Here is a 17,635-nt window from a genome sequence, read left to right as displayed (position 1 = left end):
CATCACCGCCGGCGCGGCCGGTGCGCTCTGCTAGCATCGCGGCGACTGAAGCGCGCGACCGGAGCAACCCATGGCTGTGCAGGTGCTGGTGCTGAAAGAACGGGCGGCAGGCGAACGCCGGGTGGCAGCCACGCCGGAGACGGTCAAGAAGCTGGTCGCACTCGGTGCCAGCGTGTGGATCGAGCCGGCTGCCGGTCGCGCCAGCAGCATGGACGATGCGGCGTATCTCGCGGCCGGTGCGCAGCTTGCCGACACGCAGACGCTCACTCAAGCCGACCTCGTGCTGTGCGTGCAGGCGCCGCCGACCGAGCTGCTGCTGCACTGCAAGCCGCAGGCGGTGGTGATCGGCATGCTTGCCCCCGATGCCGACCCGGCGCGGGCGCAGGCATTTGCCACGCGCGAGCTGGTTGCGTTTCCGCTGGAGCGCCTTCCGCGCACCACGCGCGCGCAATCGATGGACGTGCTGAGTTCGCAGGCCGGCATGGCCGGCTACAAGGCAGTGCTGATCGCCGCGCAACTGGCTCCGCGGTTCTTCCCGATGCTCACCACCGCCGCCGGCACCATGCGCCCCAGCAAGGTCTTGGTGATCGGCGCGGGCGTGGCCGGCCTGCAGGCGATCGCCACGGCCAAACGGCTGGGTGCGCAGGTGGAAGGCTTCGACGTGCGCCCGGAAACCCGCGAGCAGATCGCGTCCCTGGGCGCGCGCTTTCTGGATCTGGGCGTGAGCGCTGCCGGCGAAGGCGGCTATGCACGCCAACTCACCGACGACGAGCGCGCCGAGCAGCAGCGCCGCCTGGCCGAGCATCTCAAGGGCGTGGATGTGGTGGTCTGCACCGCGGCCGTGCCGGGGCGGCCTGCGCCAAAGATCGTGACCACCGAAATGGTGCAGGGCATGCGCGCCGGCAGCGTGCTGGTGGATCTGGCCGCAGAAACCGGCGGCAATTGCGCGGCCACGCGTCCGGGCGAAACCCTTGAGCTCGATGGCGTGGTAATCGCCGGGCCGCTCAATCTGGCAAGCCAGGGCGCGGTGCATGCCAGCGAGATGTTTGCGCGCAACGTGTATGCGTTCGCGGCGTTGTTGATCAAGGAGGGCGCACTGTCGTTCGACTGGGACGATGAGCTGCTGGCCAGGACGCGCTGGTCGGCGCCATCGACCGCATAGCCCGCCGGTCCCCACGCGCCTCGCACGCTGGCGTTTGCCGGTAGCAGCGCGCTGGCGCGCGATGGCGCTTCATCGGTAACGCTTCATCGCGTGCCAGCGCGCTCCTGCAATGGCCGCGCGCATGTCTGCCTGCGACCGGGGTGCGCCCATGCGAAGGCGCGTCGCGCTCGCCGCGGCGGCGCTGCGTTCAATCCGCCGTCGGCGGGTGCTCGCGCAGCCAGGCGCTGCGTTCGGCCGGGCTCATCTTCTGCCAGCGTTGTTGCAGCTCGTTGCGCTGCTGCGGGTTGAGCGTACGCATGCGGTCGAACAAGGCCTTGGCTTCGCGGCGCTGGTCCGGACTCATGTTGCGGAAGCGGTCCATCCCGGCCTTGGCCTGCTTGCGCTGTTCGGGCGTCATGTCCAGCCAGCGACTGGCGTGCCGGTACATGCGCGGACGTTCTTCGGGCACGTCGTTCCAGCGCTCGCGCAGCGCATCGATCAGCACCTGGCGCTGCTGCTGGGTCAGCTTGTCCCATTCCGGCATCGGGGTCTCGTTGCGCGGTCCCGGGCCATGCGGGCCGGGTCCGTCCATCGGCCCAGGCCCCGGGGGACCTGGCGGGCGGTCCTGCGCCAACAGCGACACGCATGGCCCGGCGCAGAGCAACAGGGTCAACAACAGGCGGGTGGTGCGGGTCATCGTGCTCATTCCATGGCCAGGGCGGTATCGGACCCGAGCCAGACATACAGGTCGGGGTTCTGGGTCAGCAGGTCGTCGGTGTCGGTGCTGGCGGCATTGCCGGCCACGGTCGCGGCCCGGGTCGGGGACGCACCTGCGGGGGCGTTGTCGCCCGGTCGCAGTTGCAGGCCGATGCCGATGGCCAGCAAGCCGGAACAGGCGGTAGCCAGCAACCAGTAGCCGCGTCGGGCGCGCGCGGCCGGCGCCTGACGGGCCTGGCGCAGGCGTGCCAGGGTCTGCGGCGGCAGGCTGGTGAGCGCGGTGGCATGCAGTTGGCGCAGTTGCGCATCGAACTGTGCCGGATCGTGAGAGCGGTTCACAGGAAATCCTCGAACTGTTTTTGTAACGCGTCGCGTGCGCGCGACAGGTGAGTTTTGACCGAACCTTCGGAGCAGCCCATTGCCTTGGCGGTGGTGGCCACATCCAGGTCTTCCAGCACGCGCAGCGTGAATGCCTCGCGCTGGCGTGCCGGCAGGGTGCGCAGCGCCTGGACCAGTCGCTGGTAGGCCTGCTGATGTTGCTGCTCGCCGACCGGTCCGATGCCGGGGTCGGACCAGTCGATCGGGCCTTCGTCATCGGCGCGCTCGGCCGGCGCCCAGAATTTCAGGCGGAAGCTCCGGCGGCGCTGCAGGTCGATGATGCGGCTGCGCAGGATGCTCCAGAACAGCGGCGTCCATTCGGCGGCCGGCCGTTCGCGGTAGCCGAGCAGCTTGACCATGGCGTCCTGTACCGCATCCAGTGCGTCTTCGCGGTGACGCAGGCCGGCCTCGGCAAACCGGAACGCACGTGGCCCGATGCCGGCCAGAAAGGCGTCCAGCGACACCGGGACGGCGGCGGCCGTTGCAGAAGGCTGCGGATCGAAAGGGGTTCCCACCAGCACAGCGTAGCTTCCGCGAAGACGATACGACGTCAACGGCCCAGTGCCGATTCGGTTGACAGGCCCGATGCGTGGGTATGATCGGCGGGCCGCAACGGCCAGTGGAGCGAAAGACGATGAGCGACGGATTCGTAGCGCTGTACATCTTCATGCTGGCGGCCATCGCCGGCCACGTCATCATCTCGCGGGTGCCGGTGATCCTGCATACCCCGCTGATGTCCGGTTCCAACTTCATCCACGGCATCGTGCTGATCGGCGCGATGGTGGTGCTGGGGCATGCCGATACCACCCTGGAAAAAGCGCTGGGGTTCGTCGCGGTGGTGCTGGGTGCGGGCAACGCGGCCGGCGGCTACGTGGTGACCGAGCGGATGCTGGAGATGTTCAAATCCAGCCGTAAGCCGCCTGGCGGGGAGACGCCATGAACGTCTCCACCCCCGAATTGCTGGATTGGCTGGTCAAGTCGAGCTACCTGATCGCAGCCACGCTGTTCCTGCTCGGCCTGCAGCGCATGGCCTCGCCACTGACCGCGCGCAGCGGCATCCGCTGGGCCGGGCTGGGCATGCTGATCGCCACGGTGGCCACCTTCTTTCTGCCCGAATTGCACAACGTGCCGTTGATCCTGGCCGCACTGGCGATCGGCACCGGGGTGGCGTGGTGGTCGGCCAAGAAGGTGGCCATCACCGACATGCCGCAGATGGTGGCGCTGTACAACGGCATGGGCGGCGGCTCGGCGGCGGCGATCGGGGCGGTGGAGCTGCTGCGGTTTTCCTTCTTCGCCAATCGCGACACGGCGCACTGGAGCGCGCAGGCGATCGCCGAGCTGGCGGCGCGGCGGCCCGACGCCACCACGGTGGTGCTGGCGGTGATCGGCTCGGCGATCGGGGCGGTGTCCTTGTCAGGTTCGATCGTCGCCTGGGCCAAGCTGGATGGCCGGCTCGACCGGCGGGTGACCTTTCCCGGCCAGCAGGCGTTCAACGTGATGGTGGCGCTGGCGGTGCTGGCGCTCGGTATCTGGGCCGCCACCAGTTTGCAGCCGCTGGCGATCATTGCCTTCTTCACCGTGGCGCTCGCGCTGGGCGTGTTGATGACGCTGCCGATCGGCGGTGCCGACATGCCGGTGGTGATTTCGCTCTACAACGCCTTCACCGGTCTGGCGGTGGCGTTCGAAGGCTATGTGCTTGGCAACGAGGCGTTGATCATCGCCGGCATGATGGTGGGCGCGGCCGGCATCCTGCTGACGCGTTTGATGGCCAAGGCGATGAACCGGCCGATCAGCGGCGTGCTGTTTTCCAACTTCGGTGGCGGCGGGCAGGCGCAGGAGATCAGTGGCGCGCAGAAGCCCATCGAGGCAGGCGACGTGGCGGCGATGATGGCGTTTGCCGAGCGGGTGGTGATCGTGCCCGGCTACGGCATGGCGGTGGCGCAGGCGCAGCACAAGATCTGGGAGCTGGCGCAGCGGCTGATCGCGCGCGGGGTCAAGGTGAAGTTCGCGATCCATCCGGTCGCCGGACGCATGCCCGGGCACATGAACGTGCTGCTGGCCGAGGCCGGCGTGCCCTACGACCTGATCGCCGACATGGACGATATCAATCCCGAGTTCGCCAGCACCGATGTCTCGCTGGTGATCGGCGCCAACGATGTGGTCAACCCGGTCGCCAGGACCGACCCGGCCAGCCCGATCTACGGCATGCCGATCCTGGACGTGGTCAACTCGCGCAACACCGTGGTGATCAAGCGCGGCAAGGGCACCGGGTTTGCCGGCATCGAGAATGCGCTGTTCTACGCCGACAACACCCGCATGCTCTACGGCGACGGTGCCGAAGCGGCCGGCGCGCTGGTCAGCGAGTTGAAGGCGCTGGATGGGGGCGGGCATTGAGCCTGAGACTTCGTGCGATTGATGTGGTGGATGCATTTGATAAGCCGATCGATCGAGGGCGGTGTGCTCGCTGCCAGATTCCTGGCAGCTAAGCCGCAGATCGGCTGCTTCACGAGTGCTCTATCCGCACTGTCCAGCCAATCGGAAACAAGCGACCGAGCTTTCGGGTCGCAGCAGTGTCCAGCGGTAGTCCAAAGCTCAGCTCGTCGAGGGCGCGGTGCCCCCACCGCTCGCGGGACACGCCGTGAATCCGTCCCTGGAGGCTCCTTGGCGGCATCCATGCCGCCAAGGGTCCCGCAATCGGTGAGGACACCGCACCAGAGAGCTGGCCGGCTGCGTTCGTGACAGCGCGTTGCCGGGCGTGCGCTGCGCTATGCAAATGAGGTTTGCAGGTTGCGTGTTGGAAGCCTGCCTGCTGCGCCGCTTGCGATGAGCAGGCGGAGAAAGGCCGCTCGATGCACAGCGATCTGACCAGTGCACGTCATGCCCTGCCCGCAACCGCACGCACCGACCAGTTTGACAGGTCCTTGCCCGCCCACCGTCGCGGCATGGATGCCGCGTAAGAGCTTACAAGGACGTACTTGCAGCGTGTCCTGCGATGGTGGGCGGGCGAGGGCCCTGCGGCGAACTCGCAGCGCGGCGTGGGCTCAATCAAACGCGACGGACTTCAAGAGCAGCGCGACCCGAATTCACGCACGCGACGCATCAGCTTGAACGAAAGCCGATCTTGCCTGCAGCGACAAACGCGGCGGACTCAACGCGCAGCCCACCATGCCAGCACCACTGCTGCGACGTAACACAGCAGATCGAACGCGTTGTTGGCCAGTTGCAGCAGCGTCCAGGCAAGGCGCGGGCCCATTTTCTGCGCCGAGGTCCATGGGTCCAGACCCAGCGATCCGCCCAGTTGTGCAGAAGCGATGCCCCAGTTGGCGCCGACGATGATCAGTGCGGTGGTCGCCACTGTCACCCCGATACGCAACCGGCCGGCGCGTAACGTTCCCAGGCGCAGCATCCAGGCCACTTCCAGCGCAACCAGCACTGCCATCCAGCCGGCCTGGTTGCCCAGCGCAAGGGCGATCAGCAACCAGGCGATGAGGGCGGTGACGCTTCCCAGCAGCAGGAGCGGGGGCCAGAGCCAGTGGGCGGTTCTGGCGGACGCGGAAGTGGGCGGCATTGGGGCTCCTGACAGTGCGCACATGATAGAGCGCGTGGCGCGCTTTGCGCTGCATTGCCGGCGTGCGCCACGGTGACTGCAGATGACTGTGTTTCAGATGGAATGCAGCGTCGGCGGCATTGCCGGCAGCGGCACCGCCTTGGTCGGCTAGAATGGCCGACTTGCGCGCGTCCGGCGCGGCCCCATATCCAGCCCATGTACTCCCGTAGCAGCGAACCTGTCCAGTTCGAACGCGATTGCGATGCCGTCATGGTGCCGCAGGGCGATTCGGTGACCCTGCCCGCAGGCAGTTATGGCTATATCACCCAGGCCCTGGGTGGCAGCTACACGGTCTTTGTCGAAGGCAATCTGTTCCGCATTGCCGGCAAGGATGGCGATGCGATCGGCAAGGAGGCCCCGCCGGGGCTGGAACTGCCCGACAACGCCAGCGACGAGGAAGTGGAAGCCCTGGTGTGGCAGCAGCTGCGCACCTGCTTCGACCCGGAAATCCCGTTCAATATCGTCGATCTGGGCCTGGTCTACGAGGCGGTGGTCAGCCACCGCGAAGAAGACGACCAGCGCCGGGTGGACGTCAAGATGACGCTCACCGCGCCCGGTTGCGGCATGGGCGAGATCCTGGTCGACGACGTGCGCAGCAAGGTGGAGATGATCCCGACCATTGCCGAGGCCGACGTCGAACTGGTGTTCGACCCGCCGTGGGGCCGGCATATGATGTCCGAAGCGGCCCGTCTCGAGACCGGCATGCTCTGACCGTCAGGCGCCATGTCCGTAGATGTGGCGCCGCGTCCTTTCGCCCGCCATACAGGAATCTTCCGGTGTCCGTGTCCTTCGCTTCCACCCGTTCTCCGTCGCCGCGCAGCGCCGACGAACTGTCCGTGATCCTGGCCGCGCCCGGTTTCGGGCTGCATTTCACCGACCACATGGTCGCCATTTCCTGGAACAACGAGCAGGGCTGGCATGACGCCCAGGTGCGCGCCTACGGGCCGCTGCAGCTGGACCCGGCTGCCTCTGTGCTGCACTACGGCCAGGAAATCTTCGAAGGCATCAAGGCCTACCGGCATGCCGACGGCTCGATCTGGACCTTCCGCCCGCAGGCCAACGGCGAGCGCCTGCAGCGCTCGGCGCGCCGTCTGGCGCTGCCGGAACTGCCGGTGGACCTGTTCGTCGAATCGCTGCGCCAGCTGGTGGCCGTGGATGCCGGCTGGGTGCCGTCGGCGCCGGAAACCAGCCTGTATTTCCGCCCGTTCATGATTGCCGACGAGGCATTCCTGGGCGTGCGTGCGGCGCACAAGGCCTCGTACTACGTCATCGCAAGTCCCGCCGGTCCGTATTTCGCCAAGGGCGTGGCGCCGGTGTCGATCTGGTTGTCCACCGAGTACGCACGTGCGGCCAAGGGCGGCACCGGTGCGGCCAAGTGCGGCGGCAACTACGCCGCCTCGCTGCTGCCGCAGCAGAAAGCCTACGCGCAGGGGTGCTCGCAGGTGCTGTTCCTGGACCCGGTGGAAGGCAAGTACATCGAGGAACTGGGTGGCATGAACGTGTTCCTGGTCTACAGGGACGGCACGCTGGTGACGCCGGAATTGTCCGGCAGCATCCTGGAAGGCATCACCCGCGACAGCATCCTGCAACTGGCGCGCGACCGCGGCATGCGCGTGATCGAGCGCAAGGTGTCCATCGACGAATGGAAGCAGGGCGTGGCATCGGGCGAGATCAGCGAAGTATTCGCCTGCGGCACTGCCGCAGTGGTCACCCCGATCGGTGAGCTCAAGGGCGAAGGCTTTGCCGTGGGTGACCTGTCGGCGCCGGCTGGCGACGTCACCATGTCGCTGCGTCAGGAACTGACCGATATCCAGTACGGCCGGTTGCCGGATCGGCATGGTTGGCTGGTGCGCTTGTCCTGAGTCAGCGGTACATCGTCAAAAACAGGCCCCTGCGCGTCAGCGCAGGGGCTTTTTTTTGCCTGCCGTGCAGCAGTGCGACACGCGCGGAGTCAAAAAACTGTGGGAAGCGGACTGAACAGACATGACGCCTGTCACAAAAATGATATTTAAGTTTCAAAAGTGTCGATTTCGTATTGTCCAGTTTGGTTGCAGTGAGATAGGTTCGCTGAACGGATCGATAACAGGGGATCGATTCCGGGGACTCGGCGCTGACCTATGCAGGCGGTGCCGGATTACACCGCCAAGGCGGTTCTCTTTGATTTGGAAGGGAATTCGATGTCGAACGAGTCTTTCCGCAAGCGTCCTCGCACGCTTACCGTCCTGGGCGCCACCGCGCTGACCTCCCTGTTGCTGGCGACGCCTGCGTTTGCCGGCGAGGTCTACCTGGATGGTCTTGCCACCGCCCAGACCCACCAGAAATTCATCGTGACCTACAAGGACGGCAGCACTGCGCTGGCCAGTCCGAGCGCGTTGAGCAGTTCGTTGCGTACCGCCGCACGTGCGATGCCGGCCAAGGCCGGCAAGGCGCTGGGCCTGGCCTCCGTCCGCCGTCTGGCGCTGGGGCCGGAACTGATCAAGGCCGATCGCGCGCTGGACCGTGCCGAAGCCGAGACCCTGATGCGCCAGCTGGCCGCCGACCCCAACGTGCAGAGCGTGGAAGTCGACCAGATCCTGCATGCCACGCTGACCCCGAACGACACCCGGCTGTCCGAGCAGTGGGCGTTCGGCACGACCAATGCCGGCCTCAACATCCGCCCGGCCTGGGACAAGGCCACCGGCGCCAATGTGGTGGTGGCGGTGATCGACACCGGCATCACCACCCATGCCGACCTCAGCGCCAACATCCTGCCGGGCTACGACTTCATCAGTGACGCCACCACGGCGCGCGATGGCAACGGGCGCGACAGCAATCCCGCCGACGAAGGCGACTGGTATGCCGCCAACGAATGCGGTACCGGGATTCCGGCATCCAACTCCAGCTGGCACGGCACCCATGTGGCCGGCACGGTTGCCGCAGTGACCAACAACAGCACCGGCGTGGCCGGTACCGCCTACAACGCCAAGGTCGTGCCGGTGCGCGTGCTCGGCAAGTGCGGTGGTTCGTTGTCGGATATCGCCGACGCCATCATCTGGGCGTCGGGCGGCAGCGTCAGCGGCGTGCCGGCCAATGCCAATCCGGCCGAGGTCATCAACATGTCGCTCGGCGGCGGCGGTGCCTGCTCGACCACCATGCAGAACGCGATCAGCGGGGCGGTGTCGCGCGGCACCACCGTGGTGGTGGCAGCCGGCAACAGCTCGGCCAACGTGTCCGGCTCGCTGCCGGCCAATTGCGCCAATGTCATCGCCGTGGCAGCCACGACCTCGGCCGGTGCCAAGGCCAGCTATTCCAACTTCGGCGCCGGCATCGATGTCTCCGCCCCCGGCTCCGGCATCCTGTCCACGCTCAATAGCGGTACCACCACCCCGGGCAACGCCAGCTACGCGTCCTACAACGGCACCTCGATGGCGGCCCCGCATGTGGCCGGCGTGGTCGCGCTGGTGCAGTCGGTTGCGCCGACCGCGTTGACGCCTGCCGCAGTCGAAACCTTGCTGAAGAACACCGCACGCGCGTTGCCGGGTGCCTGTTCCGGCGGTTGTGGCGCCGGTATCGTCAATGCCGACGCCGCAGTGACGGCGGCCATCAGCGGCAGCAACGGTGGGGGCGGTGGCGGAACCGGCAATACGCTGACCAACGGCACGCCGGTCACCGGCCTGGGTGCGGCCAGCGGTGCGGAGCTGAACTACACCATCGCCGTTCCCGCCGGCAGCGGCACGCTGACCGTGGCGATCAGCGGCGGCACCGGCGATGCGGATCTGTACGTGCGCGCCGGCAGTGCACCGACCGACACGACCTACACCTGCCGCCCGTACCGCAGCGGCAATGCCGAAACCTGCAGCATCACCGCGCCCTCGGGCACGTATTACGTGCGGGTCAAGGCCTACAGCACGTTCTCCGGTGTGACCTTGAGCGCCAGCTACTAAGCCTGTCGTTCGACGCTGTTGCGCTGTCTGGCCGCCTGGCCAGGCAGCGCCGACCCGGCGCTGCCTCCCATCTGCGATGTCCGTCCACGTCTGCCCTTTCGGCAGGCGCTGGCGAGGCATTGCCGCTCGGCCGGAATGGACACCGGTCAGTCGTTTCGACGGGCGCCCGCGCCCGTCCATTCCGACCCGATCCGCAGTCTGCGGCAAGGGCGGCCATCTCGCCGCAACCGCGGCACTTCATGAAAAACTGAGGAACGATCGATGTCCAATGTGTCGCAACGTCGTGCACCTGCACGCGCACTGGTGGTGCTGGGTGTTTCCGCGCTGACCTCCCTGCTGGCCGTGCCGGCGTTTGCCGGTCAGGTCAACCTGTCCGGCCTGGAATCGCAGCCCACGCTGGACCGCTTCATCGTCAAGTACAAGGACGGCAGCAGCCCGGCAGTGAGCCCGACGTCGATGCGCGCATCGCTCAATTCCGTCGCCACCGCAGTGCCGGCCCGCGCCGGTCGCGCGCTGGGCCTGAACCACGTGCGCCGCACCGCGCTGGGGTCGGAAGTGCTCAAGACCGACCGTGGCCTGGACCGTGCCGAGGCCGAGACGCTGATGCGCCGCATCGCCGCCGACCCGAGCGTGGACTACGTGGAAGTCGACCAGATCATGTATCCGACCCTGACCCCGAACGACACGCGGCTGTCCGAGCAGTGGGGCTTCGGGACCACCGCCTCCAGCATCAACGTGCGCCCGGCCTGGGACACCGCCACCGGCACCGGCGTGGTGGTGGCGGTGATCGATACCGGCATCACCAGCCACCCGGATCTCAATGCGAACGTGCTGCCGGGCTACGATTTCATCAGCGACGCGGCGCGTGCGCGCGACAACAACGGCCGCGACAACAATCCGGCCGACCAGGGCGACTGGCGTGCCGCCAATCAGTGCGGATCCGGCGTGCCGGCCGCCAATTCCAGCTGGCACGGCACCCATGTGGCCGGCACCATTGCTGCGGTCACCAACAACAGCACCGGTGTGGCCGGGACCGCATTCAATGCGCGCATCGTGCCGATCCGCGCCCTAGGCCTATGCGGCGGGACCACCTCCGATATCGCCGATGCCATCGTCTGGGCCTCCGGCGGCAGCGTGTCCGGCGTGCCGGCCAACGCCAACCCGGCCGAGGTGATCAACATGTCGCTGGGCGGCAGTGGCACCTGTTCCAGCACCTACCAGAACGCCATCAATGGCGCGGTGTCGCGTGGCACGACAGTGGTGGTGGCGGCCGGCAACAGCAATGCCAACGTGGCCAACTTCACTCCGGCCAGCTGCGCCAACGTGATCTCGGTGGCGTCGATCACCTCCGCCGGTGCGCGTTCGAGCTTCTCCAACTTCGGCAGCACCATCGACATCTCCGGCCCCGGCTCGGCGATCCTGTCGACCTTGAACAGCGGCACCACCACGCCGGGCAGCGCCAGCTACGCGTCCTACAACGGCACCTCGATGGCGGCCCCGCATGTGGCCGGCGTGGTGGCGCTGGTGCAGTCGGTCGCCAGCCGTCCGCTGACGCCTGCGGCGGTGGAAACGCTGTTGAAGAACACCGCCCGTCCGCTGCCGGGCGCCTGCTCGGGCGGCTGCGGTGCTGGCATCGTCAATGCGGCCGGCGCAGTCAGCCAGACCCCGTAATGCGGCGATGACGGTGCGATGCCGGCACGACCGCCGGCATCGACGTCGGGCCTGCCCCGACGCCACTGTCGGTGTTTTTGAAACCTGCACTGCCCCGCTTCGGCGGGGCAGTGTGCGTTTGGGCAACGGCAATTGCCGGGGTGCCAGGCAGGGCAGGCGGAGCCGGCTGAATGAAGCGCGCGCCAGCGCAGAGTGGCCGCTTCAGTGCGGCCTACGGCACGCCGATAGCCACTCCACGTGAGGCACGGAGGTATGCATGCCCACGCATCAGGCAAAGCGCATTGCAGTGGCGTTAGCGCGATGCCATCCGGGTTGCCAGGTCCTTGGGGAGGGATGGATTCATGTCGTATCACTCAGTTGGCGCGCTGCGCCGCGTTGTACTCGTCTGTGCGTTGTCATGCACGTTTCATGCCGCTGCAGGCGAGGTCAGTCTGCAAGGCTTGAATTCCAGCAGCACCCACCAGCGCTTTATCGTCAGCTACAAGGACCGCGTCGGCAGTAGCCGTGCGACCGGGCTGTCTGCGCCATGGCGCGAGATCGCCAGCGCCGTGCCTGCACAGCGCGGACGCGCGTTGGGCTTGTCGGCTACTCGCCGGCTCAGCACGGGCCCGATGCTGTTGGTGGCCGATCGCAAACTGGACCGCGTGGACGCAGAAAGCCTGATGCGGCGCCTTGCCGCCGACCCGACCGTCAAGCGCGTGGAAGTGGACGTGTTGATGCGCCCCTTGCTGGTGCCCAACGATCCGGGCGTGCCGCAGCAATGGGCGATGGGCGCCACCGCCGCCAGCATGACTATCCGGCCGGCGTGGGATCGCACCACCGGTAAGGGCATCGTGGTGGCGGTGATCGATACCGGCATCGCCAAGCATCCGGATCTGGACGCCAATGTCCTGCCGGGCTACGACTTCATCATCGACCCGGCGACGGCACGCGACGGCAATGCGCGCGATGCCAGTGCCGCCGACCAGGGCGACTGGACCGCCGCCAACGAGTGCGGGCCGGGTGCGTCCGCTTCCAGCTCCAGCTGGCATGGCACGCATGTGGCCGGCATTGTGGCGGCGGTCGGCAACAATGCGGTCGGCGTGGTCGGTACCGCGTTCAATGCGAAGGTGCTGCCGCTGCGCGTGCTTGGCCGCTGCGGCGGTTACATGTCCGACATCTCCGACGCGATCGTCTGGGCATCGGGCGGCAAGGTCAACGGTGTGCCGGCCAACCCGAATCCGGCCACGGTGATCAATCTGTCGCTGGGCGGCGCGGGAAGTTGTTCGACAACGCTCAGCACGGCCATTGCCGGTGCGGTGACGCGCGGCAGTTCGGTAGTGGTGGCGGCGGGCAACAGCAATATGGATGTGTCCACCAGCGTGCCGGCCAATTGCCCGAACGTGATCGCAGTGGCGGCCACCACCTCGGCGGGCGCCAAGGCCAGCTTCTCCAACTTCGGCAAGGGCGTGGATATCGCGGCGCCGGGACAGGCCATCGTCTCCACGCTCAACAGCGGCACCACGGTGCCGGGGAACGCGGCGTATGCGTCGTACAGCGGTACCTCGATGGCTGCACCGCATGTGGCCGGGGTGGTGGCGTTGATGCAATCGGTAGCGCTGAATCCGCTGACGCCGGCCACGGTGAAAGCCCTGCTCAAGAGCAGCGCCCGGCCGTTGCCGGTTGCCTGCACGCAGGGCTGTGGTGCAGGACTGGTCAATGCCGATGGCGCGGTTGCCGCGGTGATCGAGTCGACCACCCTTGCCCGGAATGTGGCGCGTACCGGCTTGAGTGCGGCGCAGTCGGATGTGCTGTATTACCAGATCAACGTGCCGGCCGGCACGCGCTCGCTGAAGGTGACCCTCAACGGCGGCAGCGGCAATGCGGATCTATCGCTACGCGCAGGTGCACTGCCGACCGATACCGCCTACAGCTGCCGCAGCCTGCTGCCCGGCAATGCCGATAGCTGCACGGTGAACGCACCGGCGGCCGGTACGTACTACGTGCGGTTGAAGGCGACGTTGGCGTTTTCAGGAGTCAGCGTCACGGCGGCGTATTGAGCTGCGTGGCGGCGGTGATGCCGCCGCGGCTCAGTCGCACAGTGCGCAGGCCCGCGCACTGAGTGCCTGCAGCAGCTGTGCGCCGGGCAATTCCAGCAGCAACCCGCGCTGGCCGGCGTTGATCCACAGCGCCGGTGCGTCCAGCGCCGTGGCTTCGACCAGCACCGGCGCCTGCCGTTGCTGACCGAGCGGGCTGATACCGCCCACCGTGTAGCCGGTGCGGCGTTGTGCATCGGCCACGTCCATCATGCGTGCGGACTTTCCGCCGCACGCGCTGGCCAGTTTCTTCAGCGACAGGCGTCGGTCGCAGGGAATGACCGCACACACGGCCAGGTCGTCGACCCAGGCCATCAAGGTCTTCAGCACCGTCTGCGGTGCCAGCCCAAGCGCATCCGCCGCCTGCAGGCCTTTGGCGTCTGCATCGTGTTGATAGTCGTAGGGGTGTAGCACGTAGGCCACGCCGGCAGCGTCCAATGCCTTGGTCGCGCGGGTGGCCTTGCTCATGGCCTCAGACCGATTCGAAGCGGTTGGCGGCGACGTTCTTGCGCACTTTCTCGGGATTCCAGATGCGCCCGTTCATGGCGATGTACACCCCGGCCGGCAACGACTGCACCGCACCGACCGCGCAGCCGATATTGAATTCCGCATCCGAGCCGCGGAAACGCGCCGGATTGAGCGCGCCGGTCATCACGATGGTCTTGTCGGCGATCGACTGCAGCACCTTGCCGGTTTCCACCATCGAATCGGTGCCGTGGGTGATCAGCACGTGGCGGGTCGGCTGGGCGGCGATGGTGGCGCGGATCAGCTCGCGATCGGCCTCGGTGATGTGCAACGAATCCTTGCGGATGATCGGAATCACCGAAAAGCGGAAGGTCACGCCCAGCTCCTTGAGGATCTGGCCGATCTGCGGGTCGCCGATCTGGTAGTCGGATTTGTCGTCGAAGTAGATCTTGTCGATCGTGCCACCGGTGGTGACGATCAGGAGGTCTTCCATTGCTGCCAATCCTTCAAACGTGCGCGGTGCAGGCCGCGCGAGGGCCGCCATGATACCGCCCGGCCGGGACACTGGCAGTCATACGTCGGCCGCGACGAGGCGAGGGTGGGCGAAACCTCCGTTTGTGTAACCGGCTATGCGGCGGTGCTGCCTGCGCTTGGGGAAGACTCGCTGCAGGCGCGCACCGACATGCGGACGGCGCCGTCGCTCTTTCAAGGTGCAGCGATCGTTGCGCCGATCGCCGGCCCAGGCAACGCGCGCGTCGATCCGGCACCGGCCTGTGGTCGTGTTCGGGCGCCTCGTCCCAGCGCCACCTGCGCGCAGCTTGCGCATGCGGCAGCGCAAAACGCCGCGTGATCCTTGCAACGTTCCTGCGTGCCAGACGCGTGCCCTGCGTCACGAACGCCACACTGCGCGGCGACAGAAATTGACTTGTCATCTGGTCGGTCGATAGTCGGCGGGCCGTCGGCACTGCGATGCCGCCCTTGTTGCGTTCCCGGAGAACTCCATGAAACATGCCGTGTCGATGCTGCGCGCGCTGACCTGTGTGCTGGGCGTCCTGCTGGCGAGTCAGGCAGCCGCGCAGACCGTGACGATTACGCCAGGTCAGACCTATCAGACGATACGCGGCTTCGGCGGCATGAATGGCGCCGGCTGGATCAACGACCTGACGCCCGCACAGGTGGATCTGGCCTATGGCAGTGGTAACGGGCAGATCGGGCTGTCGATCCTGCGCATGCGTATCGACCCGTCCAGCGCCGGCTGGGCGACCCAGGTGCCCACTGCCGCGCGCGTGCATGCGCTGGGCGGGCTGGTGTTCGCAAGCCCGTGGTCGCCGCCGGCCTACATGAAGTCCAACAACAGCCTGACCAACGGCGGAAAATTGCTGCCGCGCTATTACGGCGCCTACACCACGCACCTGCTGGATTTCGCCAGTTACATGGCCAGCAAGGGCGCGCCGCTGTCTGCGATTTCGCTGCAGAACGAGCCCGATTGGCATCCCGACTACGAGTCGGCCGAGTGGAGCGGCAGCGATTTCGTCAACTATCTCGGCAGCGAAGGCAGCAAGTTCGGCAGCCTCCACGTCATCGTCGGCGAGTCGGTGGGATTCAATTTTTCCATCACCGACCCTGTGCTCAACAACGCTGCTGCCAACCGGGCCACCGCCATCGTGGCCGGCCACCTGTATGGCGCCACGCCGCGCGACTACGCCCTGGCGCGCAGCAAGGGCAAGCAGGTGTGGATGACCGAACACTTCACCGACAACACCGACGCCAACGCCTGGCCGTCGGCATTGGGCGTGGCCAGCGAGCTGCACGCCAGCATGGCTGCCAATTTCAATGCCTATGTCTGGTGGTACATCCGGCGCAGCTACGGGCTGATCGGCGAGAACGGTGCGGTGAGCAAGCGCGGCTATGCGATGTCGCAGTTCGCACGTTTCGTGCGGCCCGGCTCGGTGCGCATCGGTGCCACCGAACATCCGTATGCCGATGTCTCCCTCACCGCCTACCGCACGCCGGACAACAAGCTGGTACTGGTGGCGGTCAATACCGGCACCAACCATCAGCGCCTGGATCTGGCGCTACCGGCCGGCGCTGCCGCGCAGTTCGCCAAATACAGCACCTCAAGCACGCTCAATGTCGGCTTCGGTGGCACCTACAGCGTGGTCAGCGGCAAGACCTCGCTCTATGTCGACCCGCAGAGCGTGACCACGCTGGTCGGAAATTGAGGGGCTAACAAAACGGCATCACGCTGGCCGGCTGTTGGCCGGCTGCAGGGCCTCGCCTGCTCACCGGCGCTGGCAAGGCCGCAAGTACATCCTTGTAGCTCTTGCGCGGCATCCATGCCGCGTAAGAGCCCGCGCCAGTGACCGGCGAGGACCAGTCGAGGGGGGCCCTGCGCACAGGTTTCAATACAGCAGCGAGCAGACTGTCTGGTGCGGTGTCTTCGCCAAGTGCGGCACCGTTGGCGACATGGATGCCGTCATCAAGCCCCCAGGGACGGGTTTACGGCGTGTCCCGCGAACGCTGGGGGCGCCGCTGCGCCTTCGACCCACTCAGCGGCAGTGCACGCCAGATACATGCCGCACCAGGCAACGGCCGCGCCCGCGCGGCGGTGAGCGCAGTCGTTTTGTCGGCTGCTCTGAATCGTTGCGGGTTGAGGCTTCACCCGAATGCGCTTGGGCCATCTGCGCTGCGCAGCGGGGCAGGCATCAATGCGGCGCGCGCTTCTTGCCGAAGCGCGCCGCCATGCCGGGGCCGCCCACCAGGGCCACCACGGCCAGCGCGAGCAGCAATTCCAGCCAGGCCAGTCCGCGGGCCTGGGGCTGGCTCCAGGCCGCCATCACGCCATGGCTGAACCATCCCAGCGCGAATACGCCGGCCCAGAAGCGCGCACGCGCGCTTCGCACCGCCAATACGCCGGTCAGCGCGGCCGGCAACACGAACACGATGAGCGCGGCGAGCGGGCGCGGGTCGTCGTGAAACCAGGCCGCGAACAACGCCGCCAGCGCCAGCAGCGCCGCGGTCAGCAGCCAATGCATGGCGCGCACGCTCACGGGATTGCCAGCCGCCGTGCGACATCGGCCACCCGCCGCCCCAGGGCGCGCGCCAGCACGGCTTCGTCCTCGCTCGGCTGCGGGTCGCCACCAGCGCCAGAGACATGGCTGGCGCCATACGGCGTGCCGCCGCTGGTGGTGTGGCTGAGTGCGGCCTCGGTGAACGGGATGCCCACGATCAGGCAGCCGTGGTGCAGCAGCGGCAGATGCATCGACAGCAAGGTGGATTCCTGGCCGCCATGCATCGAGGCGGTGGATGTGAATACGCCTGCCGGCTTGCCCGCGAGGGTGCCGGTGGCCCACTCGGCGCCCAGGCTGTCGAGGAAGTGCTTCATCGGTGCGGCCATATTGCCAAAGCGGGTCGGGCTGCCCAGCAGCAGGCCGCTGCATTCGGCCAGATCGGCCCGATCCACATACGGCGCGCCTTCGTCCGGTACCGGCGGGGCGCTGGTCTGGGTGACCGCAGCCACCGGCGGCACCGTGCGCAGCCGCGCGCTCATGCCCGGCACCTCGCCGATGCCGCGCGCGATCTGCCGCGCCAGCCGCGCCACCGAGCCGCCACGGCTGTAATACAGCACCAGAATCTCCGCCATCGTGCCTCTGCCGCC

At 67.2% G+C, this 17,635-nt stretch carries 18 protein-coding genes; 10 read left to right on the top strand and 8 right to left on the bottom strand.

The features are described from left to right. Positions 1-70 precede the first annotated feature (70 nt). Positions 71-1,162, top strand: coding sequence for an NAD(P) transhydrogenase subunit alpha (locus tag Y887_RS11065; protein ID WP_046964382.1), 1,092 nt, complete (start codon positions 71-73; stop codon positions 1,160-1,162). Positions 1,163-1,349: 187 nt separating this feature from the next. Here Y887_RS11065 and Y887_RS11060 read toward each other — a convergent pair whose 3' ends face one another. The 3 genes from Y887_RS11060 to Y887_RS11050 are packed head-to-tail and all read right to left on the bottom strand — an operon-like array spanning position 1,350 to position 2,757. After that, on the bottom strand, positions 1,350-1,838 hold the full coding sequence (locus tag Y887_RS11060; protein ID WP_046964447.1) for a DUF3106 domain-containing protein: 489 nt from the start codon (positions 1,836-1,838) through the stop codon (positions 1,350-1,352). 5 nt (positions 1,839-1,843) lie between these two features. Next, positions 1,844-2,197 carry a hypothetical protein gene (locus Y887_RS11055; protein ID WP_046964381.1) on the bottom strand — a complete coding sequence of 118 codons (354 nt, stop codon included), beginning with the start codon at positions 2,195-2,197 and terminating at the stop codon, positions 1,844-1,846. Beyond that, complete coding sequence (locus Y887_RS11050) at positions 2,194-2,757, bottom strand: RNA polymerase sigma factor (RefSeq protein ID WP_046964380.1); 564 nt, start codon at positions 2,755-2,757, stop codon at positions 2,194-2,196. The genes Y887_RS11055 and Y887_RS11050 overlap by 4 nt, the downstream gene beginning before the upstream one ends. Before the next feature lie 113 nt (positions 2,758-2,870). On the opposite strand from Y887_RS11050, the gene Y887_RS11045 reads away from it, so the two are divergent. Both Y887_RS11045 and Y887_RS11040 read left to right on the top strand, forming a co-directional pair. Then, the gene (locus tag Y887_RS11045; protein ID WP_046964379.1) at positions 2,871-3,176 is read left to right on the top strand and encodes an NAD(P) transhydrogenase subunit alpha part 2; all 306 of its coding nucleotides are present in this window, start codon (positions 2,871-2,873) and stop codon (positions 3,174-3,176) included. Continuing rightward, the gene (locus tag Y887_RS11040) at positions 3,173-4,630 is read left to right on the top strand and encodes an NAD(P)(+) transhydrogenase (Re/Si-specific) subunit beta (RefSeq protein WP_046964378.1); all 1,458 of its coding nucleotides are present in this window, start codon (positions 3,173-3,175) and stop codon (positions 4,628-4,630) included. The genes Y887_RS11045 and Y887_RS11040 overlap by 4 nt, the downstream gene beginning before the upstream one ends. A 754-nt stretch (positions 4,631-5,384) precedes the next feature. Here the strand turns inward: Y887_RS11040 and Y887_RS11035 are convergent. Beyond that, entirely contained in the window at positions 5,385-5,804 is a 420-nt protein-coding gene (locus tag Y887_RS11035; protein ID WP_046964377.1) for a hypothetical protein, read from the bottom strand. 195 nt (positions 5,805-5,999) lie between these two features. Here Y887_RS11035 and sufT point away from each other — a divergent pair, with 195 nt between their 5' ends. From sufT to Y887_RS11010, 5 genes are all read left to right on the top strand, one after another. After that, complete coding sequence (gene sufT, locus Y887_RS11030; RefSeq protein WP_029219190.1) at positions 6,000-6,554, top strand: putative Fe-S cluster assembly protein SufT; 555 nt, start codon at positions 6,000-6,002, stop codon at positions 6,552-6,554. A gap of 65 nt (positions 6,555-6,619) precedes the next feature. After that, entirely contained in the window at positions 6,620-7,705 is a 1,086-nt protein-coding gene (locus Y887_RS11025) for a branched-chain amino acid aminotransferase (RefSeq protein ID WP_046964376.1), read from the top strand. Between the two features lie 315 nt (positions 7,706-8,020). Next, positions 8,021-9,766 (top strand): S8 family peptidase, encoded by a 1,746-nt coding sequence (locus Y887_RS11020; RefSeq protein ID WP_046964446.1) that lies wholly within the window; start codon positions 8,021-8,023, stop codon positions 9,764-9,766. Positions 9,767-10,027: 261 nt separating this feature from the next. Then, complete coding sequence (locus Y887_RS11015) at positions 10,028-11,437, top strand: S8 family peptidase (RefSeq protein ID WP_046964375.1); 1,410 nt, start codon at positions 10,028-10,030, stop codon at positions 11,435-11,437. 341 nt (positions 11,438-11,778) lie between these two features. After that, complete coding sequence (locus tag Y887_RS11010) at positions 11,779-13,476, top strand: S8 family peptidase (protein WP_046964374.1); 1,698 nt, start codon at positions 11,779-11,781, stop codon at positions 13,474-13,476. A gap of 30 nt (positions 13,477-13,506) precedes the next feature. Here the strand turns inward: Y887_RS11010 and ybaK are convergent, their stop codons facing one another. Both ybaK and Y887_RS11000 read right to left on the bottom strand, forming a co-directional pair. Next, the gene (gene ybaK / locus Y887_RS11005) at positions 13,507-13,980 is read right to left on the bottom strand and encodes a Cys-tRNA(Pro) deacylase (RefSeq protein WP_046964373.1); all 474 of its coding nucleotides are present in this window, start codon (positions 13,978-13,980) and stop codon (positions 13,507-13,509) included. Positions 13,981-13,984: 4 nt separating this feature from the next. Continuing rightward, on the bottom strand, positions 13,985-14,470 hold the full coding sequence (locus Y887_RS11000) for an asparaginase domain-containing protein (protein WP_046964372.1): 486 nt from the start codon (positions 14,468-14,470) through the stop codon (positions 13,985-13,987). Between the two features lie 105 nt (positions 14,471-14,575). Here Y887_RS11000 and Y887_RS10995 point away from each other — a divergent pair, with 105 nt between their 5' ends. After that, complete coding sequence (locus tag Y887_RS10995) at positions 14,576-14,827, top strand: hypothetical protein (RefSeq protein ID WP_046964371.1); 252 nt, start codon at positions 14,576-14,578, stop codon at positions 14,825-14,827. A gap of 151 nt (positions 14,828-14,978) precedes the next feature. Beyond that, a complete protein-coding gene (locus tag Y887_RS10990) occupies positions 14,979-16,199 on the top strand; it encodes a glycoside hydrolase family 30 beta sandwich domain-containing protein (RefSeq protein ID WP_046964370.1) in 1,221 nt (406 codons plus the stop codon). A gap of 483 nt (positions 16,200-16,682) precedes the next feature. Here the strand turns inward: Y887_RS10990 and Y887_RS10985 are convergent, their stop codons facing one another. Beyond that, positions 16,683-17,027, bottom strand: a complete 345-nt coding sequence (locus Y887_RS10985) for a DUF2069 domain-containing protein (protein WP_046964369.1) — start codon at positions 17,025-17,027, stop codon at positions 16,683-16,685. Then, on the bottom strand, positions 17,024-17,620 hold the full coding sequence (gene wrbA / locus Y887_RS10980) for an NAD(P)H:quinone oxidoreductase (protein ID WP_046964368.1): 597 nt from the start codon (positions 17,618-17,620) through the stop codon (positions 17,024-17,026). The genes Y887_RS10985 and wrbA overlap by 4 nt, the downstream gene beginning before the upstream one ends. Positions 17,621-17,635 lie beyond the last annotated feature (15 nt).

This window comes from Xanthomonas pisi DSM 18956 (assembly GCF_001010415.1).
Lineage (GTDB): Bacteria > Pseudomonadota > Gammaproteobacteria > Xanthomonadales > Xanthomonadaceae > Xanthomonas > Xanthomonas pisi.
The sequence above is the reverse complement of the archived record's forward strand: the minus strand, read 5'-3'. Positions and strand labels throughout refer to the sequence as shown.

Excerpts from the sequence above, each read along its gene's own strand:
- Y887_RS11065 (WP_046964382.1), top strand. The coding sequence starts at position 71 with ATGGCTGTGCAGGTGCTGGTGCTGAAAGAACGGGCGGCAGGCGAACGC.
- Y887_RS11060 (WP_046964447.1), bottom strand. The coding sequence starts at position 1,838 with ATGACCCGCACCACCCGCCTGTTGTTGACCCTGTTGCTCTGCGCCGGG.
- Y887_RS11045 (WP_046964379.1), top strand. The coding sequence starts at position 2,871 with ATGAGCGACGGATTCGTAGCGCTGTACATCTTCATGCTGGCGGCCATC.
- Y887_RS11040 (WP_046964378.1), top strand. The coding sequence starts at position 3,173 with ATGAACGTCTCCACCCCCGAATTGCTGGATTGGCTGGTCAAGTCGAGC.
- Y887_RS11035 (WP_046964377.1), bottom strand. The coding sequence starts at position 5,804 with ATGCCGCCCACTTCCGCGTCCGCCAGAACCGCCCACTGGCTCTGGCCC.
- sufT (WP_029219190.1), top strand. The coding sequence starts at position 6,000 with ATGTACTCCCGTAGCAGCGAACCTGTCCAGTTCGAACGCGATTGCGAT.
- Y887_RS11020 (WP_046964446.1), top strand. The coding sequence starts at position 8,021 with ATGTCGAACGAGTCTTTCCGCAAGCGTCCTCGCACGCTTACCGTCCTG.
- Y887_RS11015 (WP_046964375.1), top strand. The coding sequence starts at position 10,028 with ATGTCCAATGTGTCGCAACGTCGTGCACCTGCACGCGCACTGGTGGTG.
- Y887_RS11010 (WP_046964374.1), top strand. The coding sequence starts at position 11,779 with ATGTCGTATCACTCAGTTGGCGCGCTGCGCCGCGTTGTACTCGTCTGT.
- ybaK (WP_046964373.1), bottom strand. The coding sequence starts at position 13,980 with ATGAGCAAGGCCACCCGCGCGACCAAGGCATTGGACGCTGCCGGCGTG.
- Y887_RS11000 (WP_046964372.1), bottom strand. The coding sequence starts at position 14,470 with ATGGAAGACCTCCTGATCGTCACCACCGGTGGCACGATCGACAAGATC.
- Y887_RS10990 (WP_046964370.1), top strand. The coding sequence starts at position 14,979 with ATGAAACATGCCGTGTCGATGCTGCGCGCGCTGACCTGTGTGCTGGGC.
- wrbA (WP_046964368.1), bottom strand. The coding sequence starts at position 17,620 with ATGGCGGAGATTCTGGTGCTGTATTACAGCCGTGGCGGCTCGGTGGCG.